General features: G+C 70.5%; 22 protein-coding genes and 1 pseudogene. 13 read left to right on the top strand and 10 right to left on the bottom strand.

Translation table 11 applies throughout. The features are described from left to right. Together ACZ49J_RS27885 and ACZ49J_RS27880 are read left to right on the top strand one after the other, a co-directional pair. The coding region (locus ACZ49J_RS27885; RefSeq protein WP_468350584.1) for a hypothetical protein at positions 1 to 681 on the top strand (681 nt) is incomplete at its 5' end. Between the two features lie 123 nt (positions 682 to 804). Then, the gene (locus ACZ49J_RS27880) at positions 805 to 1,497 is read left to right on the top strand and encodes a class F sortase (protein WP_467452439.1); all 693 of its coding nucleotides are present in this window, start codon (positions 805 to 807) and stop codon (positions 1,495 to 1,497) included. A gap of 3 nt (positions 1,498 to 1,500) precedes the next feature. On the opposite strand, the pseudogene ACZ49J_RS27875 reads toward ACZ49J_RS27880, so the two are convergent. Next, a pseudogene (locus ACZ49J_RS27875) lies at positions 1,501 to 2,520 on the bottom strand (WGR domain-containing protein); the annotation flags it as partial. Positions 2,521 to 2,838: 318 nt separating this feature from the next. Here ACZ49J_RS27875 and ACZ49J_RS27870 point away from each other — a divergent pair. From ACZ49J_RS27870 to ACZ49J_RS27850, 5 genes are all read left to right on the top strand, one after another. Beyond that, positions 2,839 to 4,182 (top strand): ABC transporter ATP-binding protein, encoded by a 1,344-nt coding sequence (locus ACZ49J_RS27870; protein WP_467452438.1) that lies wholly within the window; start codon positions 2,839 to 2,841, stop codon positions 4,180 to 4,182. A gap of 761 nt (positions 4,183 to 4,943) precedes the next feature. Further along, positions 4,944 to 5,324, top strand: coding sequence for a sortase-dependent protein (locus tag ACZ49J_RS27865; RefSeq protein ID WP_467452437.1), 381 nt, complete (start codon positions 4,944 to 4,946; stop codon positions 5,322 to 5,324). Continuing rightward, positions 5,321 to 5,938, top strand: a complete 618-nt coding sequence (locus tag ACZ49J_RS27860; RefSeq protein ID WP_467452436.1) for a class F sortase — start codon at positions 5,321 to 5,323, stop codon at positions 5,936 to 5,938. Before ACZ49J_RS27865 ends, ACZ49J_RS27860 begins: the two co-directional genes overlap by 4 nt. Before the next feature lie 116 nt (positions 5,939 to 6,054). Next, positions 6,055 to 6,546, top strand: a complete 492-nt coding sequence (locus tag ACZ49J_RS27855; RefSeq protein WP_467452434.1) for an RNA polymerase sigma factor — start codon at positions 6,055 to 6,057, stop codon at positions 6,544 to 6,546. Next, entirely contained in the window at positions 6,530 to 7,012 is a 483-nt protein-coding gene (locus tag ACZ49J_RS27850) for a hypothetical protein (protein WP_467452432.1), read from the top strand. The genes ACZ49J_RS27855 and ACZ49J_RS27850 overlap by 17 nt, the downstream gene beginning before the upstream one ends. Positions 7,013 to 7,065: 53 nt before the next feature. On the opposite strand, the gene ACZ49J_RS27845 is transcribed toward ACZ49J_RS27850, so the two are convergent. After that, the gene (locus tag ACZ49J_RS27845; protein WP_467452431.1) at positions 7,066 to 7,356 is read right to left on the bottom strand and encodes a zinc-ribbon domain-containing protein; all 291 of its coding nucleotides are present in this window, start codon (positions 7,354 to 7,356) and stop codon (positions 7,066 to 7,068) included. A 594-nt stretch (positions 7,357 to 7,950) separates the two neighbouring features. Here ACZ49J_RS27845 and ACZ49J_RS27840 point away from each other — a divergent pair. Further along, positions 7,951 to 9,027 (top strand): glycoside hydrolase family 5 protein, encoded by a 1,077-nt coding sequence (locus tag ACZ49J_RS27840; RefSeq protein ID WP_467452430.1) that lies wholly within the window; start codon positions 7,951 to 7,953, stop codon positions 9,025 to 9,027. Between the two features lie 86 nt (positions 9,028 to 9,113). Here ACZ49J_RS27840 and ACZ49J_RS27835 read toward each other — a convergent pair whose 3' ends face one another. Beyond that, a complete protein-coding gene (locus tag ACZ49J_RS27835; RefSeq protein ID WP_467452428.1) occupies positions 9,114 to 9,719 on the bottom strand; it encodes an NUDIX hydrolase in 606 nt (201 codons plus the stop codon). Positions 9,720 to 9,931: 212 nt separating this feature from the next. After that, positions 9,932 to 10,441, bottom strand: a complete 510-nt coding sequence (locus ACZ49J_RS27830; protein WP_467452427.1) for a GNAT family N-acetyltransferase — start codon at positions 10,439 to 10,441, stop codon at positions 9,932 to 9,934. 327 nt (positions 10,442 to 10,768) lie between these two features. On the opposite strand from ACZ49J_RS27830, the gene ACZ49J_RS27825 reads away from it, so the two are divergent. From ACZ49J_RS27825 to ACZ49J_RS27815, 3 genes are all read left to right on the top strand, one after another. Then, positions 10,769 to 11,452 (top strand): LAETG motif-containing sortase-dependent surface protein, encoded by a 684-nt coding sequence (locus ACZ49J_RS27825; RefSeq protein WP_467452426.1) that lies wholly within the window; start codon positions 10,769 to 10,771, stop codon positions 11,450 to 11,452. A 162-nt stretch (positions 11,453 to 11,614) separates the two neighbouring features. After that, positions 11,615 to 12,052 carry a GNAT family N-acetyltransferase gene (locus ACZ49J_RS27820; protein ID WP_467452425.1) on the top strand — a complete coding sequence of 146 codons (438 nt, stop codon included), beginning with the start codon at positions 11,615 to 11,617 and terminating at the stop codon, positions 12,050 to 12,052. Between the two features lie 370 nt (positions 12,053 to 12,422). Next, positions 12,423 to 13,286: a putative RNA methyltransferase gene (locus ACZ49J_RS27815; RefSeq protein WP_467452423.1), complete on the top strand. Its 864-nt coding sequence runs from the start codon at positions 12,423 to 12,425 to the stop codon at positions 13,284 to 13,286. A 134-nt stretch (positions 13,287 to 13,420) separates the two neighbouring features. On the opposite strand, the gene ACZ49J_RS27810 is transcribed toward ACZ49J_RS27815, so the two are convergent. The 3 genes from ACZ49J_RS27810 to ACZ49J_RS27800 all read right to left on the bottom strand — a co-directional run bounded on the left by ACZ49J_RS27810 (position 13,421) and on the right by ACZ49J_RS27800 (position 16,940). After that, positions 13,421 to 15,814 (bottom strand): ATP-binding cassette domain-containing protein, encoded by a 2,394-nt coding sequence (locus ACZ49J_RS27810; RefSeq protein ID WP_467452421.1) that lies wholly within the window; start codon positions 15,812 to 15,814, stop codon positions 13,421 to 13,423. A 260-nt stretch (positions 15,815 to 16,074) separates the two neighbouring features. Beyond that, positions 16,075 to 16,485, bottom strand: coding sequence for a VOC family protein (locus ACZ49J_RS27805; protein ID WP_467452419.1), 411 nt, complete (start codon positions 16,483 to 16,485; stop codon positions 16,075 to 16,077). Between the two features lie 5 nt (positions 16,486 to 16,490). Continuing rightward, a complete protein-coding gene (locus ACZ49J_RS27800) occupies positions 16,491 to 16,940 on the bottom strand; it encodes a helix-turn-helix transcriptional regulator (RefSeq protein WP_467452417.1) in 450 nt (149 codons plus the stop codon). A gap of 287 nt (positions 16,941 to 17,227) precedes the next feature. Here ACZ49J_RS27800 and ACZ49J_RS27795 point away from each other — a divergent pair, with 287 nt between their 5' ends. Next, on the top strand, positions 17,228 to 17,662 hold the full coding sequence (locus ACZ49J_RS27795; protein WP_467452416.1) for a nuclear transport factor 2 family protein: 435 nt from the start codon (positions 17,228 to 17,230) through the stop codon (positions 17,660 to 17,662). A 24-nt stretch (positions 17,663 to 17,686) separates the two neighbouring features. Here the strand turns inward: ACZ49J_RS27795 and lpdA are convergent, their stop codons facing one another. From lpdA to ACZ49J_RS27780, 3 genes are all read right to left on the bottom strand, one after another. Beyond that, entirely contained in the window at positions 17,687 to 19,099 is a 1,413-nt protein-coding gene (lpdA, locus tag ACZ49J_RS27790; RefSeq protein ID WP_467452415.1) for a dihydrolipoyl dehydrogenase, read from the bottom strand. 391 nt (positions 19,100 to 19,490) lie between these two features. After that, positions 19,491 to 20,462, bottom strand: a complete 972-nt coding sequence (locus ACZ49J_RS27785; RefSeq protein WP_467452413.1) for an LLM class F420-dependent oxidoreductase — start codon at positions 20,460 to 20,462, stop codon at positions 19,491 to 19,493. 82 nt (positions 20,463 to 20,544) lie between these two features. Next, complete coding sequence (locus ACZ49J_RS27780) at positions 20,545 to 20,931, bottom strand: RidA family protein (protein WP_467452412.1); 387 nt, start codon at positions 20,929 to 20,931, stop codon at positions 20,545 to 20,547. 107 nt (positions 20,932 to 21,038) lie between these two features. Here ACZ49J_RS27780 and ACZ49J_RS27775 point away from each other — a divergent pair, with 107 nt between their 5' ends. Next, positions 21,039 to 21,938 (top strand): LysR family transcriptional regulator, encoded by a 900-nt coding sequence (locus ACZ49J_RS27775; protein ID WP_467452411.1) that lies wholly within the window; start codon positions 21,039 to 21,041, stop codon positions 21,936 to 21,938. Positions 21,939 to 21,948 lie beyond the last annotated feature (10 nt).

Below are 21,948 nucleotides of genomic sequence, written 5' to 3'. Positions count from 1 at the left end.
GACCACGGCAAGGACGAGCACGGCAAGGACGGGTACAAGGACGAGCACGGCAAGGACGGGTACAAGGACGAGCACGGCAAGGACGACCACGGCAAGGACGGGTACAAGGACGAGCACGGCAAGGACGACCACGGCAAGAAGGAGGACTGGGACCACTTCGGCAAGGACAAGCCCAAGGGCGGCGTCCACGCCGGTGGCGGCGGCCTGACCACGAACGTCGCGAACGACGGCGACCACGGCAAGGACGAGCACGGCAAGGACGGGTACAAGGACGAGCACGGCAAGGACGGGTACAAGGACGAGCACGGCAAGGACGACCACGGCAAGAAGGACGACTGGGACCACTTCGGCAAGGACAAGCCCAAGGGCGGCGTCCACGCCGGTGGCGGCGGCCTGACCACGAACGTCGCGAACGACGGCGACTACGGCTGGGACGAGCACGGCAAGGACGGGTACAAGGACGAGCACGGCAAGGACGGCTACGGCAAGGACGACCACGGCAAGAAGGAGGACTGGGACCACTACGGCAAGGACAAGCCCAAGGGTGGCGTCCACGCCGGTGGCGGCGGCCTGGCCACGTCCGGAAGCAGCATGGCCGCAGGCTCCGTGCTGCTGCTCGGTGGCCTCGGGGCCGGAGCGTACGTGCTCCGGCGCCGCAACGCGGCGAATGCCGCGGGCTGATCACGTCCCCTCGTAGTTGCTGCGCTGTCGCGGCCGTCGTCACCTCACAGGGGGCGACGGCCGCGGCCGCGGCATTGCGCCACGCACCTCGTTGCCGTCCCGTTCACGAAAGGGCATCGCCCCATGGCAGCACCCCCGCAGCCACCCCAGCCGAACCAGTCCCAGAACAAGCCCGTCTCCCGCTCGCTCTTCCGCGCACTTCGGTGGCCCGCGGTCGCGGCGGCACTGGGAGCCCTGCTCATCCACAACTCCATGGACAGCCGGGCGGATCTCAAGCCGCAGACCCGACCGGCGGCGGTCGCCCCGGCGACGTCCACGGCCACGGCGCCCACGTCTGGTCCGGCGCTGCCCCGTTCTGTGCCGGAGCGGCTCTTGATCCCGGCCATCGCCGTGAGCGCGCCCTTCACCGAGCTGACCATCGGCACGTCCGGGCAGCTCAACCCGCCACCCGCCGACGACAACAATCTCGTCGGCTGGTACCGGGACGGGGCGACGCCCGGCGAACGGGGCGCGTCGATCGTGGTGGGGCACGTCGACACCAAGACGGGCCCAGCCGTGTTCTCGGGTCTGGAATCACTCCGGCCCGGAAACATGGTGCACATCGCCCGTGCGGACAGGACGGTCGCGAGCTTCAAGGTCGACGCGGTCAAAGCCTTCAGCAAGGCCGACTTCCCGAACGACCGGGTCTACGCCGACACCCCCTCGGCCCAGCTGCGTCTGATCACCTGCGGCGGCGCCTACAACAAGAGCACCCGCGAATACGAGGAGAACGTGGTGGTGTTCGCCCACCTCGACTCGACTCGTCGTCGCGCCTGAGGTCCGCCGGTCTCCCGGTAGGTAGCAGCCGCCGGCAGCCGTGTGCGGGGCGTCCACGACGTAGCGCGCCGCGCTCCCGCTATCGCGCGCGGGAACTGGACCTTCATGGACGGGTCGTAGCCCTCGGACACGACGTGCACGCGCAAGCGGCCGCCCTCCTGGACGCACTCGACGACGATCGCCCCGGCGGGAGTGCCGTCGCCGTCGACGCTCGCCACCGCGGCCACGCCTGTGGCCGGCGCGTAGGCCGGCAGGGCCGCGGCGACTTTGACGTCCCTGGCCACCGGTACCGTGCCCTGCTGCGCCGCGGAGATGGCGGCCTCGCTCGCGTCCACGCACACCAGCGAGCCGTCCGTGATCACCAGGTACAGCCGCTCTTCGCGGTACTGCATCGACAGTGCCGAGCCGTCACCGGTGCCGAGCTTCCACAGCCGGGTGCCGTCGCGGTCGAAGCAGTAGCCGGATGACGCCGCGTCACCGGCGAAGAGCACCTGCCCGCTGGGCGCTATGGCACACGAGTACACCGCGCTGTCGCACGTGCAGGTGGCTTCGTCTCTGTCTGCCGTCTTCGACAGCCGCTGGACGAGTCGGTGCGCGGTCGCCGCGTACACGGCGTCGTCCTCCTGCCATCCGAACAGGACACCGCCTCGTGTGGACGTGTGCCACAACTCGCCGCTGCTGTCGGACGCGTAGGCCGTCACGCCCCGGTGGTGGCCGTGGTACACGGCCCGGTCGTCGGCGCGAACCATCCAGGCGTGCTCGCCCTGGCTTCGGCGAGCCCACTGATGCTCGTCCTCGTGGTCGTTGACGGTGAGCCGGCCGCCCCGGTCCGAGACGTTCAGGCTGCCCTCATGGATGTCGAGCCAGAGGATGTCGACGTCCGCCGCGATGTCATAGGCCGCGAACGGCAGCTTCTACGACAGGTCGTAGACCTTGCCGTCGTCGCAGCTCCCGTAGTCCATCAGTCGTCGGCGACCAGGCACTTCACGCCGTCCGGCAGCGGAAGCGGGCGCGGACTCCGCCGGCTCCCGGCTGGAACCGCGCGAGGGGGCCGTCGCGGTCGCGGGGTGAACCGGAGATCGGCTGATTCGCCCGTGCGACGGGCTGATGCCCCGCGCCGGACAGGTCCGCTGCTCCGTCACCGGCAGTGGGAGGCGGCCGCCCGAGGAATCGGGCAGTCCGCTGTCTCCGCCGCCGGGACGTGACCATCCGATCCCGGCAGGGTCTTCCCCAGGAGGTGTGCGGTCCGTTAACTTCCGTGACGCACACGTCCCGTGCGACCCGCACGGGAGTTCCGGCAGCGGAGCATCAGCGATCAGTGAGCCCCCGGGGGCATCTGCCATGACACGCGCCATCTCTCTGCACCATGTAAGCAAGGCCTACACGCGGGGCGTCCGCGTGGTGGAAGGGCTCTCGCTCGACATCGCGCCCGGCGAGTTCCTCGTGCTGCTCGGGCCGTCCGGCTGCGGCAAGTCCACCGTGCTCAGGATGATCGCGGGCCTGGAGGAGATCACCGAGGGCGAGTTGCTGCTGGACGGCGAGCAGGCCAATGATCTGCCGCCGTCGGAGCGGGAGATGGCGATGGTGTTCCAGAACTTCGCTCTCTATCCGAACATGACCACCCGCGGCAACATCGGATTCCCCCTGCGTATCGAGAGCCCCGGCGACGACCACGGCCCACGCGTCGACGCGACGGCCCGCATGCTCGGCATCGAGGACCTCCTCGACCGCTACCCTCGTCAGCTCTCCGGAGGCGAGCGCCAGCGCGTGGCCATGGGCCGTGCCATCGTGCGCCAGCCCTCCGCCTTCCTCATGGACGAACCACTGTCCAATCTCGACGCCAAACTCCGTAACCACCTGCGGGCCGAGATCTCCACGCTCACGCGGAAGCTCGGCGTCACTACGGTCTACGTCACGCACGACCAGGCGGAGGCCATGTCGCTCGGAGACCGGGTGGCGGTCATGCGCGGCGGCGTGCTCCAGCAGGTGGGCACCCCGCGGTCGGTGTACGCGCTGCCCCGGAACGTCTTCGTCGCCGCCTTCATCGGCACGCCGCGCATCAACCTGTTGCGCGCTCTGGTCCGCGCCCCGCTCGGCGGTGCCATGTCCATCAGCCTGGGCCGTCAGTTCCTGCGGCTGCCCGAGCCCCTGTCTCTTGACCACCAGATGCTGCGCGTGCAGCAGGGCAGGGAGGTCATCGTCGGGCTGCGCTCGGAGGCGGTGCGCATCGCCAGACCCGCCGACGCGCGTCCCGGCGAGGTACCGATCACCGGGCTGGTCGAGCACCTGGAGTTCCAGGGGCACGAGGTGCTCGTCCACTTCAACACCGGCTCCCAGCCCGCCGTCGTACCGGACCTCGAAGCCCCTTACCCGACCCGCTCCGTCCGTCGTCGCCGCCGCGAGGGCTCGGTCCTGGACCGCATCCGGGAGCGCGCCGGCGCCCTGCGCGCGGGCCCCGTGGTGGTTCTGGACCACCCACAGCAGGCGGAGCCGGGCCCGCCGGCACCGGCGGTGCAGGAGAGCCGCCTCCCTGGTGACCTGGTGGTCCGCACGACCCCGGACTTCGAACTCCGCCAGGGCATGCAGGTCCCACTCCTCGTCGACCTCGCTCACCTCTTCGTCTTCGACCAGCACGGCGAACGCGTCAGCCCGGCTCCGGCTCGGCTGCCGGACCTCAACGAGTAAGGGAACGGCCATCAGCCGAACGTCCCGTCCCGTCGCGCGGGAAGTGTCAGTCGCCTCCTCCGTGCACGAGTCGGTCGTCCTCGTCGAGCAGCGCCGCCACCGTGTCGGCGACGGCGGGCGTACGGTCCCGGGAGTGGACCAGTTCCGGCACGGCTTCACGCCCGCACCCCGGGATCCGGGGGGCTCACCCATGAGGACCAACACCCGGGTGGTCACCGGGAGAAGGCCGACGTCCGCGCCTGTCCGGTGTCCACGCACGCCCATGGTCCCCCACGAACCGGCGGTGCGCCGAGGCAGGGTGATGGCTATGGATCAACACGGCCGGCCAGGTCTCGAAGCCGCGACGCCGGGCCTGGGTCCGGCGGCACCCGGACCGGGTCCGCTTTCCCTCGACCAGCGCTCCGGCCACCGGCCCGTCCTGCGCCGTCAGGGCCTCGCACAGCGCTGACAGCCCGTCCGCCTCCGAAGCGTCCGAAGCGTCCCGACGCCCGCTCTCTTCCGGCGGTGCCCGCACCGGATCGGTATCCCCCGCCCCCTACCGCCGTCATGCGGCGGCCGTCGGGTTTCCGTACACCCACGCTCTCGCCCCGCCGCTTCCCCGTTCGTCCGTCCCCGTCCCTGTCCGATGGACCGCGGATCAGCGGCTAGGCGGCTTTGCCATCTCTTTACAACCTGCCCCCTCACTGCCTCGTCTCTCCGTTCGATCCATCACGCAGCCCGGCGCGTCACCGCGCGGGCGGAACGACCAGAGAGAGCGATTCATGCGCAGAACTGTCCTCAGTGCCATGGCACTCGCCGGAACCGCTGTACTGGCGGGCGCGGTACCCGCGTTCGCCGACGACGTGACCCCGGTCCCCACGGTCCGTGAGGCCTCCAAGGCCCCGTCCCCTGCCCCGACGGCCACCGATCCGGCCGAGGAGCCGGCCGCCGCGTCTCCCGTTCCGAGCGCCGAACCGACCAAGGCGCCGGCCGAGGGCCAGGTCTCCGTCGTGCCCAGTGGCGCACCGGACACGGGGGTGGCGCCGTCGGAGCAGTCCGGAACAGCGGGCGGGCTGGTGGTCGGCGGTGGTGCTGCCGCGGTGCTCGTCGGTGGCGGCGCGACGGTCCTCCTCGTGCGTCGCCGGCGAGCGACCGCGGCATGACGGCGCTCTCCAGGCGCGCCTTCGCCACCGCCGCGACGGCTTCGCTGCTCGTGGGCTGCGGCGGCCCCCGTGGCCACGGTCGGGGCACGACCGCGCGACCTGTGACCACGTCAGCGCCGGCGCCGCGGCCCTCCGCCAAGGCGGGCCGAGCCCTTGGCCGTTCGGTCCCGGTGCGGTTGCGGATCCCGGCCATCGCGGTCGACACCCCGGTCATACGGCTGGGCCTGGCCCCCGACGGCAGTGTGCAGGTGCCGCCGGTCACCGCGAACGACCGGGCGGGCTGGTACCGGTACTCGCCGACGCCGGGTCAGATCGGTCCGTCGGTGATCCTCGGCCACGCCACGGTCGGCGCCTACGGGGACGGGGTCTTCCGTCATCTCGCGCGGCTGCGGCGGGGCCAGCGGATCGTGACACGCCTGGAGAACGGCACGACGGCGCTGTTCGCCGTCAGTTCCGTACGAACGGTCGCCAGGGCCGACTTCCCGGCGGACGCGGTCTACGGGGACGTGGACCGTCCCGAGCTGCGGCTCATCACCTGCGGCGGCCCCCGCACCGGTGACGGCTACCGCGACAACGTGATCGTCTTCGCCGCGCAGAGCTCCGCGAGCCCCTGACCCACGCACGGGAGCAGGCCATCCAAAGCCCGGGCCGATGGAACCGGCCCCAGCGGCCCGGGCTCCTCCTCCCCACACACACGAGCGCCACCCCGACATCACGACCATGGAGAGCGTTGAAACGGTCCCGCGAGAGGGCAGCGTCCGAGTTGTTCGCCGCTCTCTACCCGCGCCTCGCCGGCTGGTGCCGCCGGCTGGTCGACGACGACGAGACGGCCCACGAGATCGCCTCGGAGGCGTTCACCCGGCTCTGGGCCCGCTGGACGTCCGTGGCGGAGCCCCAGGGGTTCCTCTACGTCACCGCGGCCAACCTCGTCCGCGACCACTGGCGGCGGCTGGAACGCGAGCGCAGAGCCGTGCGCCGGGCCAGTGCGGAAGCCGCTGTCCGCCCGCACCCGGAGCAGGCCGATCCCTCGGTCCGCCTGCTCGTGCAGTCGCTGCCGGAACGACTGCGCGTACCGGTCCTGCTGCACTACTACGCTGACATGCCGATCCGCGAGGTGTCCGTGCTGACCGGGCGCAAGGAAGGAACCATCAAGGCCGACCTCCACGCGGCCCGCGAACTGCTCCGCGCCCACCTGAGGAGAAGCTTTGATCACACACTCTGACGAGGGTCCGGACTTCGAGCACGACGATCCCCTCGCGGTCATCCTGCGACCGCCCTCGGACCGCCTCGGCCCACCCCCTGGCCGCTACCACGCGATCCGTCGTGCCGCCGCGCGCCGCCGTCTGCTCCGTGCCGCGGCGGGCGTCGGAGTGACCTGCGCCGTCGCCGCCCTCGTCGCGCTGCCGCTGCGCCTCACGGCACACGAGGCGCCCGCGTCCCCGTCGGTTCCCCTCGCCCCGCCGCCCGCGAGCGGTCCACCGGCCGGGGTCCCGACGCCGGTGTCCCCCGTCCCCGATGGCCACCGCCCCTCCGACTCGGGGACCAGTTCGGCCCCCAGCCCCGCCACCACGCCCGGTCCCGGGGACCCCGACCGCGCGTCGTCGGCGACACCGGAACCGTCCGTGGAGGAGCCGTCCGTGAAGGAGCCGTCCGCGGTCCAACGCACGAGTGACGGCGACGAGCCGTGACCGTGCGGCTGCCGGACGTCCTCGTCCGGCGGCCGGCGGGACTCCCCCACCGCTCAGGACTGGTACGGCTGTTGCTGTGGTTGTCCGTACGCCTGGCCACCGTGACCGCTCCCGGCCTGCGCCTGCAGTTGTTCCGCCTGTTCCCTGGTCACTTTCTGCTCCGCGCCGCAGAAGGTGCACTGCGTCATGTACTTGGTCGAGAACGGGAACAGCGGGACGAAGAACAGCGTGAACTTCGTGACGCGTTTCCTGAGCGCGTGTGCGGAGGGGTTGCCGCAGTGCCCGCACACCAGCGTCACTATCGCGAGCTGGTAGAGATATCCCTTGGTGCCGAAGATGATCATCCCTGTTGGTCCTTTCCGGTCAGCGCCTGCCGCCATAGTGCCAGTGGATCGGCACAGAGCGATCACACAGCAGGGTTCGAGTCCGTCGTCTCAGCCACCGCGACGCCTGAGACACGCCGCAACCGCTGTTACACGTGCGAAACCTTGACGATCACTGTGGCGGGTGCCACGATTCCGACGCCGTGATGTTTACGTAAACATCAGCCCAAGGCCGACCGGGACCGGGGTGCTCACGCGAACAGCGCGGTGCGGCTGGTGGAGCAGGCAGGAGCGAACGATGGTCTCAGCACCGCAGGCGAAGCCCTACCGCGCCTGGAGCGTCCTGGAGCACAAGCGCCGAGGCCGGCATCGGCACGCACCTCGCTTCATGTCGTCCCTGGCTACGTCCGCAGCGAATCCGGCCGGCGCTGAGACCATCGTCACGGCGGTCCGACTCGCACCCCCGGCGCTGTAGGACCGTAGCCGGGCTCCTCACACGGCGAGCCGTCACCACCCGTCCGGCCCGGCGACTTCCTCCAGTGGCCGCTCAACCACGCGCGGGCTCCCCACCGCCACGCGCCGGGTCGCCATCCTCCGAAAGAAAAGGGCAAGCTGATGCGCAAAACCCCAGCCAGCACCCGTTTCACCCCCCGGCTGCGCGCCGCCTGCGTGGCGATCGTCATCGCCGTGACCAGCGGCACCGCTCTCGCCGGCAGCCCCGCCGGCGCCACGCCGAGCGGAGACGGGACCGGACTCAGCAGAGACACGACGCAGTTCAAGGGCGTGAACTGGGCCGACCCACGCGACAACTTCGCCGACGACCCCGTCGTACTGTCCGGTCTGTCGACGTCCGACACCTACGCCCGGACCTACGCCAAGGCGAGCCGCATCATCTCGGCGTTCCGCGCGAACCTCGGTGCCAACACCGTGCGGCTGCCCATCAACCCGTACACGGTCAACGGCTCCTACTGGAAGTCCTACCGCGGGGTCATCGACGCCGCGTCGGACAAGGGCTTCAAGGTCATCCTCTCCTACTGGGAGGGCACCGGTCCCCGCAAGGACGGCTTCATCGACGACACCGCCACCTACTGGCCCATGTGGGACACCGTGGTCAAGGCGTACAAGCGCGACAGCCGCGTCTACTTCGAGCCGATGAACGAACCTCACGGCTACACCGACACCGAGTGGGCCGACATCGCCGCGCAGTGGCTGGCGACCTACCCGACGGTCCCACGGAACCGGGTGTTCGTCAGCGGCGCCGGCTACAACGACCACGTCACCTCCGTCTGCGCCGACCCGCGCCTGAAAGGCACCTACCTGTCACTGCACCACTACGGGTTCTGGAAGGAGTACGCCACCTACGACCAGTGGGTGGCCGACCTCAAGGAGCGCATAGGCGACTGCGCCAACCGGACCGTCGCCGACGAGTTCGGCGCCCCCATGACCACCGGCCTCGACTACAACAAGCCGGCGCCCGACAACAACTACATCAACTTCATCCAGGCCGTCACCGACACGTTCCGCGAACTCAAGATGGGGTCCGTGTACTGGCCCGGCCTGCGCACCGACGACACCTACTCGCTGCAGAAGCTGACCGGCGACCCCGCCCGGCCCTGGCTGGCCACCACCAACCAGTCCGGCGCCGACCGGCTCGCCTGGGGCTGGGGACGCGGCAAGCCCGTCCAGCCCTGACGCGGTTGCGGGTGCGACTGCCGTCCTCGTCCAGGCAGTCGCACCCGTGTGGTGGCCCGGGTCGGCGCACGTGCGCACCGGCCGCCTCAGACCGGCGCCGCATGCCGCAACTTGCGGGCGAAGCGGTGCATGTGCGGGTCCAGCACGTCCAGTGGCTCATCGAGCACGCGCTCCACGGTCAGCCACCGGATGCCCGCGAACTCGTCCTGATCGTAGGCCGTGACGCTGTCGGCATCGGCGCTGAGGACGTACCAGAGCGAGACGTCCGTGTGCTCTCCGCGCCCCCGGGTCCGGGTGACGGTGAGGAAGAAGGGCCGCTCACCCGTGATCGGCGACGCGACCGCGGTGATGCCCAACTCCTCACGGCATTCACGGACCACCGCGGCCCACGGGCTCTCCCCCGGCTCCACATGCCCTCCCGTAGGTAGCCACAGCCCCGCCAACCGGTGGGCGACCAGCAGCAGTTCGGCGCGCTTGTCGTCCAGCACGACGAAGTAGCTCACCAGGTGCGTCGCCGGGACGTCGGGTTTGCGCGTCCGGTACACCGGCGCGCCGCCGGCGATCCACTGCGCGGCGGTCCGGCGGTGGGTGTGTTCGAGCTCGTCCCACGGTTCGATGCCGTCGACGAGCCCGGCCAGCTCGGCGCGGAGACCGCCATCGGGGTCATGGGGCAGGCTGCGGGAAGAGGTCATCCGCGCATCCTCGCAGCCGCGTGCGACAAGGCCTCAACGCGGAGGGTTGTGGCGGGCGTTGATCCGGCGGATTTCGTCCACCGGATACGGGGCGTGGACCGCCGGCTCGCGCCGGCGCCCGAACCCGGGTCCGCCCATGCCGTACTGGCAGAAAGCGGCGAGGGCGCGGCGGACGCAGGACGACAAGAGGGAGACTCGTACGCGTCGCACTCCTACACGACAGGAGCCCGGTTCACGACGGCAGGCGCCCGGGCAGCGAGTGCCGCGAGGGGTTCACCGCTGAGCCTGCACACCGTCCACTCCTCCAGGAGCTCCGCGCCGATCGACTTGTAGAAGCCGATGGCCGGCTCGTTCCAGTCCAGGACCCACCATTCGAAGCGCTCGTAGCCGTTCTGCTCACAGATCGCGGCGAGGGCGGCCAGCAGGGCCTTGCCGTGTCCCCCACCGCGTGCCTGCGGGCGTACGTAAAGATCCTCCAGATGCATGCCGCGTGTGCCGGTCCAGGTCGAGAACAGCGGAAACCACAGCGCGTAGCCCACGACGACGCCGGTGTCGTCGTCCTCGGCCAGCAGGGCGAATGCTGCGGGGTGTTCGCCGAACAGCGCCTGCCGGAGCTGCTCCTCGGTGGCCCGTGCCTGCTCCACGGCCCTTTCGTAAGCGGCGAGTTCCCGGATCATCGCGCGGATCTCGGCGACGTCGTTCACGGTGGCGGACCTGATCATCCAGTGATGATGAAGCCTCTCACCGAGTCGTGTCCATCCCGCACGCCCAGGGTCCGGAGCGGCCTGGCGGACCGTGGCGGACCACGACGGACGGCGGGCGGCCGACGGCGCACCACGGATGACCGAACCCGTACCGGCCATGACCACGGTTTGACCTTGCGCCGACCGGTTCATGAGGAGCCCTTCACCCCGCCGTGACCAGCGGAAACGCAACATTGACAGGGGTCTGAGAAGGCTTGTAGACGTGTGGCGTTCGCCGGGTGGCCGCGGCCGCTGGGCCGCCCCGGCGAACCCCCATCGAGCTACAGCAACCCGTGAAGGACAACTGTGTCCCCTTCTCTCCGTGCCGCGAGAGCGGTGCGCCTCCTGGGCGTCTGCAGTGCCGCGGCCGCGTTCTCCGTCGGCGTCGCGAACACCGCGTCAGCCTGCGCCATCCGTGACTTCTCCGCCGTCGCCACCTGCGACGACAGCGGAAACGGCGTCATCCGCGTCACGGACACCGATGCCTCCGGTACGCCGGCCGCAGTCTCGCTGTACATCAAGATGACCGTCCCCGGCGAGGAAGACCGGCTCCTCGACACGAAGACGATCGAGCAACCGAACGCGCGGGGTGTCACCCTCGACTTCGCCGAGAACTGGGCGCCCGACACGACGTACCGGATCCATGTCAAGGCGGGCAGCCAGGTCGACGAGGACATCCAGCCCCTGCTGACCACTCCCCACCAGGCCTGCTCGGCTTCGAAGACGTCACCCACGCCCTCGGCCACGCCGTCGACGCGGCCCCCCAAGGGGACGCCCGCCCAGCAGCCGACTCCGTCGCAGAGCACCACCCCGGCCGCCGGATCCGGCACGAGCGGCAACTCCTCACCCCAGGGGGGTGGCTCCCACCTCGCCGAGACCGGCGCAGGCTCCCACACCCCGCTGATCCTCGGCGCCGCGGCCGCTCTGGTGGCCGTCGGAGGTGGCGTGGTCCTCGCGCTGCGCCGCCCGAGGACGTCCCGTTCTCGTTGACGGTCGCCGCAGCGCACCCCCTCGGGGCCGCGCCACTTCCGGGTGCGGCCCCGAGGACGGACATCCGTTGCTCATGAGAGGACGGCAGCTCGCGAAGTGGGGCGCCGCGCTGCGCGCCTCCCCTACGGGACGTCTCGGAATGTGCCCTACTAGGCTCACCGTATGGACGTCCGTGTGGAGATCATCCGGGAAGCGAGCCAGGAACTCGTCGACGCTTTCCACCGGTTGCTGCCGCAGCTGTCCTCGACCGCGAAGCCGCTCGACCACGACGCTGTCGAGCGGATGGTGGCCTGCGACGCCGGCACGGTGCTTGTCGCGCGGACATCCGGCGCGATCGTGGGCACCCTGACACTGGTTCTGCTGCCGCTGCCGTCCGGGCTGCGGGCCCGTGTCGAGGACCTCGTCGTCGACAGTGCCGCGCGGGGGCATGGGGTCGCCGGCCGCCTCCTCGAGGAGGCCTTGCGGATCGCGCGGGAGGCGGGCGCCCGGACGGTTGATCTCACGTCCAGGCCTGATCGTGCGGCTGCCAACAGGCTGTACGAACGTCTCGGCTTCCAGGCCCGGCAGTCGACGACCTTCCGTTTCACGGTCGATCGGTAGGTGGCGTCGTCCGTCGACGGCATGAGGCCGTCGCGGGTTCGTCACCACGCCCAGCGACGCCATCGGGCGCCATGGACCAAACCGACGGGGCTCCCGGTATCCTCGTCCTATGGCATGCAGTAGCGTCCCGCACGTATTCCTCTGACACGCGGTCACCACAGCGGCGTCGCCCCCCCCCCGGCCCTGCCCGGGCGGATCTCGCGGCCCCGCTGTTTCGGCGTGCCGACGTCGACTTCACCGCCGGGGCTGGGTGGAGAGCCGCCCTCCGTGTGGCCCGTGACTGTCGCGGTCGGTCCGACACGCCGACGGTTCGCTCCCACCGCCGTCGACCCCGCAGCCGCCACTTCCGCCGCCGCTGCCGAGGAACACCATGCCTGTACCGTCCCACGCCCACCATGAGCCGCAGCGCAAGCTCCTCGAAGTTCTGCTCTGCCCGCTGTGCGGTGACCGTCTCGAACCCGCCGACAGGTCGATGCGGTGTCCCCGACGCCACACCTTCGATGTCGCCCGGCACGGATACGTCAGTCTCCTGACCGGAACCATGAACCGTGCCGGCGCGGACACCCCGCCGATGGTCCAGGCTCGCGCCGCCTTCCTGCAGGCCGGCCACTACGCGCCGCTCGCGCGTTCCCTGGCCGGCCTCGTCACGTCACTCTGCCCGCCCGACAGCACCGTCCTGGACGCCGGTACCGGCACCGGCTACTTCCTCGCCACCGTCCTTGGCGCGCTCCCCGCCGCCGGCCTGGGCCTCGACACCTCCCCGTACGCCCTCCGACGGGCAGCCCGGGCCCATGTCCGGGCCGAGGCCGCCTCCTGGGACGTCTGGCAGCCGCTACCCGTGCGAACCCACTGCGTCGATCTTCTCCTCAACGTCTTCGCACCCCGCAACGGCGCCGAGTTCCACCGGGTCCTTCAACCGTCCGGCATTCTTCTGACCGTCATCCCCGCCCCAGAGCACCTCGGCGAACTCCGGGAACATCTGCGGCTGTTGTCGGTCGATCCCGCCAAGCGGGCACGGCTGCGGCGCACGGTGGACCCGTACTTCCGTCTCGACCGCACCGAGGCCCTGGAGTACACGATGACTCTCGGGGGCGAGGACATCGGCAGGCTCGCCGGCATGGGTCCCAGCGCTCATCACATCCCCCGAGACGAAATACTCCGGCGCACTGCCCCTCTGCGGCGGCCTCTCCCGGTGACCGCTTCCTTCCTCGTGTCGGTGTACCGGCCGCGCTGAGCGCATGAGCACGTCCTCGTACAGCTCGGTCCGGAAGACCGGGACGTGGCTGTCCTGGCGGGTCCGCAGCGCGACCTTTCCCCTCGTATCACGTGTCCTTGCTGTCCCAGGTGCCCTGGTTGATCAACCGGATCTCAGGCGCCGACGTAGGCCGCGAGGTGCTCGCCGGTGAGGGTGGACCGGCCGGCGACGAGGTCGGCGGGGGTCCCCTCGAAGACGATCCGGCCGCCGTCGTGGCCGGCGCCGGGGCCGAGGTCGACGATCCAGTCGGCGTGTGCCATGACGGCCTGGTGGTGTTCGACGACGATGACCGACTTGCCGGAGTCGACGAGCCGGTCGAGCAGGCCGAGCAGCTGCTCAACGTCGGCGAGGTGCAGACCCGCCGTCGGCTCGTCGAGGACGTAGACGCCGCCTTTGTCGGCCATGTGGGTGGCCAGCTTGAGCCGCTGCCGCTCGCCGCCGGACAGCGTGGTGAGCGGCTGACCCAGGGTGAGGTAGCCGAGCCCGACGTCCGCGAGCCGGGCGAGGACGCGCTGCGCGGCCGGTGTGTGCGCCTCGCCCGCGCCGAAGAACTCCTCGGCCTCGGCCACCGGCATCGCGAGCACCTCGCTGATGTCGCGCCCACCGAGGTGGTACTCCAGCACCGATGCCTGGAACCGCTTCCCCTGGCAGTCCTCACAGGGGGTGGCGACACCGGCCATCATCGCCAGGTCGGTGTAGATGACGCCCGCGCCGTTGCAGGTGGGACAGGCGCCCTCGGAGTTGGCGCTGAACAGCGCCGGCTTCACACCGTTGGCCTTGGCGAACGCCTTGCGGATCGGGTCGAGCAGCCCGGTGTAGGTGGCCGGGTTGCTCCGCCGGGATCCCCGGATCGGGCTCTGGTCGACCGACACCACACCCGCGTCGGCGGGGATCGACCCGTGGACGAGTGAACTCTTGCCCGAGCCGGCGACACCGGTGACCACGCAGAGCACGCCGAGCGGGATGTCGACGTCGACGCCCCGCAGGTTGTGGGTGGTCGCGCCGCGGATCGGCAGCGTGCCGGTGGGCTTGCGCACGGTGTCCTTGAGGGTGGCCCGGTCGTCGAAATGGCGGCCGGTGACGGTGCCGCTGGCCCGCAGTCCCTCGACGGTGCCCTCGAAGCAGACGGTGCCGCCCGCCGTACCTGCCCCGGGGCCGAGGTCGACGACATGGTCGGCGATCGTGATCGTCTCCGGCTTGTGCTCCACCACGAGCACCGTGTTGCCCTTGTCCCGCAGCCGCAGGAGCAGGTCGTTCATCCGCTGGATGTCGTGGGGGTGCAGGCCGATGGTGGGCTCGTCGAAGACGTAGGTGACGTCGGTCAGTGAGGAGCCGAGGTGACGGATCATCTTGACGCGCTGTGCCTCGCCGCCCGAGAGCGTGGCCGCCGGCCGGTCCAGCGAGAGGTAGCCGAGGCCGATCTCCGTGAACGAGTCGAGGGTGTGCTGCAGTGCGGTGAGCAGCGGCGCCACCGACGGCTCGTCGAGGTCGCGGACCCATGCGGCCAGGTCGCGGATCTCCATCGCGCAGGCGTCGGCGATGGAGATCTTGTTGATCTTCGACGACCGGGCGCCCTCGCTGAGCCGGGTGCCGTCGCACTCGGGGCACGTGGTGAAGGTGACCGCCCGCTCCACGAACGCCCGGATGTGCGGCTGCATCGCCTCCTTGTCCTTGGAGAGGAACGACTTCTGGATCTTGGGGATCAGGCCTTCATAGGTGAGGTTGACGCCGTTGACCTTGACCTTGGTCGGCTCCCCGTACAGGAAGGCGTGCATCTCCTTCTTGGTGTACTCGCGGATCGGTTTGTCCGGGTCGACGAAGCCGGACTGGGCGTAGACCTGCACGGTCCACTGGCTGTCCGACTTCCAGCCGGGGATGGTGAACGCTCCCTCGGCGAGCGACTTGGAGTCGTCGTAGAGCTGGGCGAGGTCGATGTCGGAGACCTTGCCCCGGCCCTCGCAGCGGTTGCACATGCCGCCGATGCGCTCGTACGTCGCCTTCTGGGCCCTGGTCCTGTCACCGCGCTCGACTGTGATCGCACCGCTCGCGCGGACGGAGGCGGTGTTGAAGGAGTACGCGCTGGGCGGTCCGATGTGCGGCTTCCCGAGCCGGCTGAACAGGACGCGCAGCATGGCGTTGGCGTCGGTGGCGGTGCCGACCGTGGAGCGGGGGTCGCCGCCCATCCGCTGCTGGTCGACGCTGATCGCGGTGGTCAGCCCGTCGAGGACGTCGACCTCGGGCCGTGCGAGGGTCGGCATGAAGCCCTGTACGAAGGCGCTGTAGGTCTCGTTGATCAGCCGCTGCGACTCCGCGGCGATCGTGTCGAACACCAGCGAGCTCTTGCCCGACCCGGAGACGCCGGTGAACACGGTGAGCCGGCGCTTCGGGATCTCGACGCTGACGTCCTTGAGGTTGTTCTCGCGTGCGCCATGCACGCGGATCAGGTCGTGGGTGTCGGCAGCGTGCGGCGAAGGCGACTGCGTGTGCGTCCTCTTGGCCGTGCTCATCGTGTCTCCATCTGTTGGGCGGGGCCGCCATCGCGGCCACCGTCGGGTTCGCTTGGCTTGATCCGGCCTGGCATCGAGCTGGTCGTCCGGTGCGCGTCTCGCTCCCCCCGCGCCAGGCCCGGGCGCCGGGCGGGGAGGGGTGGGGCCCGGCCGGTGCGGCGCCGAGGGCCGCAGCCGGTGGGCGCGGCCGTACCGGTCAGGGTCGGGAAGCGGGTGAGGGCCGGCGCCCTCGGGGTCCGTGGCGGTGGGTGACGGACGTGTCAGCGCAGTTCCTGGATGCGGACCATGTTGCCCGCGGGGTCGCGGAAGGCGCAGTCGCGGACGCCGTAGGGCTGCTCGGTGGGTTCCTGGACGACCTCGGCGTCACCTGCCTGCAGCTTGTCGAAGGTGCCGTTGAGGTCTCTGGTGGCCAGCAGGATCCAGCCGTAGGTGCCCTTGGCCATCATCTCGGCGATCGTGCGGCGCTCGTCGTCGGTGATGCCGGGGTCGGCGGCGGGAGGGGCCAGGAGGATGTTCGTGTCGGGCCGGCCGGCGGGGCCGACAGTGATCCAGCGCATCGTGCCGGTTCCGACGTCGTTGCGGACCTCGAAGCCCAGGGTGTCGCGGTAGAAGGCCAGGGCGGCGTCCGGGTCGTCGTGCGGGAGGACGCTGGTGTGAATGGTGATGTCCATGACCTTCACGCTATGCGCACCCCGGGTGCCCGCGCTTCTCGATTCCTGACCGGTCTCGTCACCTGCTTCGCCACGCAGGACGGGATGCCCTCCGTCGAGCTGGCCGCCTTGCGGCGGTAGACGCTGGGTGGCATGCCGACCAGTTCGGTGAAGCGCGTGCTGAAGGTGCCCAGCGACGAGCAGCCGACCGCGAAACAGACCTCGGTGACGCTGAGGTCCCCGCGACGCAGGAGCGCCATCGCGCGCTCGATCCGGCGCGTCATCAGGTAGCCGTAGGGCGACTCGCCGTAGGCGAGCCTGAACTGGCGGCTGAGGTGCCCGGCCGACATGTTCGCGCCCCGGGCGAGCGCCTCGACGTCGAGGGGCTGCGCGTACTCCCGGTCGATCCGGTCACGCACGCGACGCAGCCGCGAGAGGTCGCTCAGGCGCTGCTCCGCGGGGGGTCTGCTGCTCACTTTTGTGATCGTGCCACGACGCACCGGAGTGCTCAAGCGTGTTGAGAGAGCTTCAAGGCGCTGTTGGAAGCCCGTGCCGGCGGAGGCGGCCACTGGGTGCGGCAGGCCTCCACGAACCGGTGAGTGCCGGCCGTGCCGAAGACGTGGCCGACCGTCTGCCCCCGCCCATCGGGCAGGACAACCGCCCGACGGGCGCGGTGCGGGGCCGCCGGCAGGGCGCGCGGGGCCCGGGACGCGAGAGGAGAATGGAAGCGCTCACAACGCGGTGGGGACGCAGGAGGTGGATCATGGGACAGGCACGTGAGGTCATGGACCGGCTCACCGAAGCGCTGACGACGGCACGCGATCCCAAGGCCGTCGCCGAGTGCTTCGCGCAGGACGTGGTCGCCGTCACGCCCGACGCCGGAGAGCTCAGGGGCCGTGACAGCATCGTCGAGTACTTCGAGCTGATGACGGAGATGATCCCGCAGGCGAGGTTCGAGTCGCTGCGCAAGTACGAGGCCGGTGACACCGCGATCGACGAGGGGTACTTCGGCGGGCGCAACACCGGGCCCATCACGCTGCCGACCGGCGAAACCCTCCCGGCCACGCAGCAGGAGGTCCGGATCCTCGGTTGCGACCTCGCCACGGTGGAGGACGGGGTCATCGTCAGTTACCGCCTGTACTTCGACCAGGCGGACCTGTTCACGCAACTGGGGATCATGCCCGAAGCGCCCCTGTGACCCATCACGCGCCGGCACGCCCGCTCACATGTTGATCATGTGTCCGGCCAGGCCGTGCACCGCCTCCTTGACCGCCTCACCCAGCGTGGGGTGGGCGTGCACGTTGCGGGCCACCTCGTGGACGGTGAGGTCCCACTGCTGGGCCAGGGTCAGCTCGGGCAGCAGCTCGGTGACGTCGGGGCCGATGAGGTGGGCGCCGACGAGCTCGCCGTACTTCGCGTCGCTGATCAGCTTCACGAAGCCGGTGGTGTCGCCGAGGCCGTGCGCCTTGCCGTTCGCGGTGAAGGGGAACTTCGCCACCTTGACGTCGAAGCCCTGCTCCCGCGCCTGGGCCTCGGTGTAGCCGAAGCTCGCGATCTGCGGCTGGCAGTAGGTGGCGCGCGGGATCATCACGTAGTCGAGCTCCATCGTCTCGGCGTCCGCGATGGTCTCGGCGGCGACCACGCCCATCGCCTCGGCGGCGTGCGCGAGCATGAGCTTGGCGGTGGCGTCGCCGATGGCGTAGATGTGCGGCACGGAGGTGCGGCAGCGGCCGTCGACGTCGATCGCTCCGCGCTCGGTGACCCGCACGCCGGTGTTCTCCAGGCCGTAGCCGGTGACGTTCGGCGCGAAGCCGATCGCCTGGAGCACCTTGTCGGCCTCCAGGACCTGCTGACCGCCGTCCTTGCCGGTGACGGTGACGCGGACCTGGTGGCCGGACTCGTCGATGGCGTCGACCCGGGTGGAGGTGAGGACGTCGATGCCCAGCTTGCGGTACTGGCGTGCCAGTTCGGCGGAGACGTCGGCGTCCTCCAGCGGGGCGACACGGTCCAGGAACTCCACTACGGTGACCTTCACGCCGTAGTTGTGCAGGACGTACGCGAACTCGATGCCGATGGCGCCGGCTCCCGCGATGATGATCGACTGCGGCAGGTCCTCGGCGAGGATCTGCTCCTCGTACGTCACCACGCGCGACGTACGCCGGGTGCCCGGCAGCAGCTTCGGCGTGGCGCCGGTGGCGATGACGCAGTGGTCGAAGCCGATGGTGCGGGTGTCGCCGTCGTAACCGGCCACCTGGAGCGTGTGGGGGTCGAGGAACGTGCCGCGGCCGTCGATCTCCGCGATCTTGTTCTTCTTCATCAGGTAGTGGACGCCCTTGACCCGGCCGTCCGCGACCCGGCGGCTGCGGCGGAAGGCCTCGCCGTAGTCGAAGGAGACCTGCCCGTCGACCTTGATGCCGAAGGTCTTCGCCTCCCGGGTGACGATGTGAGCGAGTTCGGCGTTGCGCAACAGGGCCTTGGTGGGGATGCAGCCGACGTTCAGGCAGACGCCGCCCCAGTACTTCTCCTCGACGACGGCGACGCGTTTGCCCAGTTGGGCGGCGCGGATGGCGGCCACGTAGCCGCCGGGACCCGCACCGAGTACGACGACGTCGAACCGCTCGTCCTGCTCGGCCATCGAGAGTTCCCTTCTCACGGGGCGGCGCGCCCTCGGACGCCGCCCGGCTGGAGCCCGGTCCCCCAACCTTGCCACCAGCGGGTGGCGCTCGCTCGCATCCTGATCATTTTTTGCCGGGTGCGGGAGAGCGGGGACATGGGCCCGTGCCTGGGCAGGGGAAGCTGAAGCGCCCGGAGCGGGAGCGTCGCGAGCGGGCTGCCCCGCGGTTCGCCCCCGAGGCCGGACGCTGGGCGGTGCTGTCCGGGACCCGGGACCGGCCGGAGTTCCGTGCGCGCTCCCGGACTCCGCGGGCCGGGAACGAACGGATCGGCTGGTCGGCGCCGCCCCCGCCGGGCGCCCCGACGGCATGCCCGCTCGGCGTGCCGGAGGGCTCAGCCCGGTCAGGCGTGTTTCAGGCGAACGCGTCCCGGAGCGCGGGCAGCAGTGTCTTCTCCGACCATTCCAGGTAGGCGTGCTGGCTGTCGCCGCCGATCTGCACGAGGGCTACCTCGGTGAACCCCGCCTCCACGTAGGGCCGTACGGCCGACACGAACGCGTCGGGGTCGTCACCGCAGGGGATGGACTCGGCGACGTCGTCCCGTGTCACGAACTGCGTGGCTCCGGCGAACGAATCGGGGTGCGGGAGTTCGGAGTTGACCTTCCAGCCGCCGCCGAACCAGCGGAACTGGTCGTGGGCGCGGGCGATGGCCGCGTCGCGGTCGGTGTCGAAGCAGACCGGCAGCTGCCCCACCCTGGGCTTGCCCGAGCCACCGTGCCGGTCGAACGCGGCGAGAAGCTCCTGCTTGGGCTCGGTGGCGATGACCAGGTCGGCCAGGCGTCCGGCCAGGGCACAGGACTGCTCACCGGACACGGCGATCCCGATGGGCGGCGGCTCGTCCGGCAGGTCCCACAGTCGTGCCGAGTCGACGTCGTAGTGCTTGCCGTGGTGGGTGACATGTCCGCCTTCGAAGAGCGCGCGGATGATACCGACGGCCTCTTCGAACATCTCGTGCCGTACGTCGACGGACGGCCAGCCCCGGCCCACTACGTGCTCATTGAGGTTCTCACCCGAGCCGAGGCCGAGACGGAACCTGCCCTCGGACAGCAGTTGCAGGGTCGCCGCCTTCTGTGCCACGACGGCCGGGTGATAGCGGAACGTCGGGCAGGTCACGTACGTCATCAGCGGGATGCGCGACGTCGCCTGCGCCGCGGCGCCGAGAACGGTCCACGCGTAGGGCGAGTGGCCCTGGGACCGCAGCCAGGGGAAGTAGTGGTCGCTCGTCACCGAGAAGTCGAAGCCGGCCTCCTCCGCTCCGACGACGTGATCGACGAGGTCGCGGGGACCGGCCTGCTCCGTCATCATCGTGTATCCGATTTGCACCATGAGGACCGCGTATCCCGTCACCGCCGGGTGAAAACGGGCCGTTCGGCCGACCGGATCACGCGGCCGGCCACCGTGCGGGTCTTCAGCGGCGGCGCCGCGCGTACACCTCGATCTCGATCTTCATGCGGGGATCGTAGAGATCGCACATGAGCATCGTGGCGGCCGGACGGACCTCGCCGAAGGCCTTGCGCAGGAGCGGCCAGCAGGGCGCGAAGTCATCGCGGTCGGGCAGCAGATAGCGCACACGGACGACGTCGGCGAACGTGCAGCCAGCCCCTGCCAGCGCGGCCTCGATGTTGGCCAGGCACTGCCCGGCCTGCTCCACGACGTCGTCGGAGATCGTCATGGAGGCGTAGTCGTACCCGGTCGTCCCGGACACATGGACCCAGTCGCCGTCGACCACGGCCCGGGCGTAACCGATCTGCTCCTCGAAGGTCGAGCCGCTGAGGATCGCGCGTCGCTCTGTCATGCGCCGCACGCTAGGTGACCAGCGTGGATACGTCCAATACAGGCAACAGCCTGAACTGATACCTCTGCTGATATCGCTGCTCGTACGGCCACTGGTATCCCTGGGGTATGGACCGTCCCGAACTTCCCCTGCTGCAGTTGCACGCGTTCGTCGTGCTCGCCGAGGAACTCCACTTCGGCCACGCGGCCGCCCGCCTGGGCATCGCCCAGCCCCCGCTGAGCCAGCAGATCCGCCGGCTGGAGGACAAGGTCGGCCACGCGCTGTTCAGCCGCGAACCGGGTCGCGTCGCCCTCACCCCGGCGGGCCGGGAACTGCTGCCCGCCGCCCGTCGGGCGCTCAGTTCACTCGCCGAGGGCCTGGCCGCGTCGCGGGCCGTCGGCAGCGGCCGCACCGGCCGGCTGCGGATCGGCTTCGCCGCCTCGGTGGCCCTGACCGTTCTGCCCGGCCTGCTGTGCACTCACCGCGAGCGGTTCCCCGATGTGCGCCTGGACATCCACGAGATGACCACGGCACCCCAGATCGCCGCCCTGCACGAGGGGACCATCGACATCGGTCTGCTGCGCGAGCCGCCCGACGACGAGCCGCAGCTCGCCTTCAGGACGGTGCTGACCGAGCCCTTCGTGGCGGTCCTGCCGTCCGCGCACCCGCTCGCGGCCCGGCGAACCGTCCACGTCGGCCAGTTGGCGGACTCACCCTTCGTGCTCCTCCCCCGCGCGGTCGGCCCGCACCTGCACGACCAGATCACCGGTCTGTGCGCCGCGGCGGGCTTCACCCCCCGGGTGGCCCAGCACGCTGTGGAATGGCAGACCGTCTGCGCCCTGGTGGAGACCGGCCTGGGCGTTTCCCTGGCTCCGGCGAGCATCCGCCGCATCCGGCTGAAAGGAGTCGCCTTCCGCCGGATCGAACCGGCCGCCGTCCGCACCCGGGTCGCCGTGGCCTGGCGCAAGGGCGACAAGAACCCTCTGGTCGCCCACCTCCTGGACACCGTGGGGAGCCGGACCCCGTGAGATGATCGGC

Source organism: Streptomyces sp. NPDC030840 (assembly GCF_055572015.1).
This window is presented reverse-complemented; position numbering and strand designations above follow the sequence as displayed.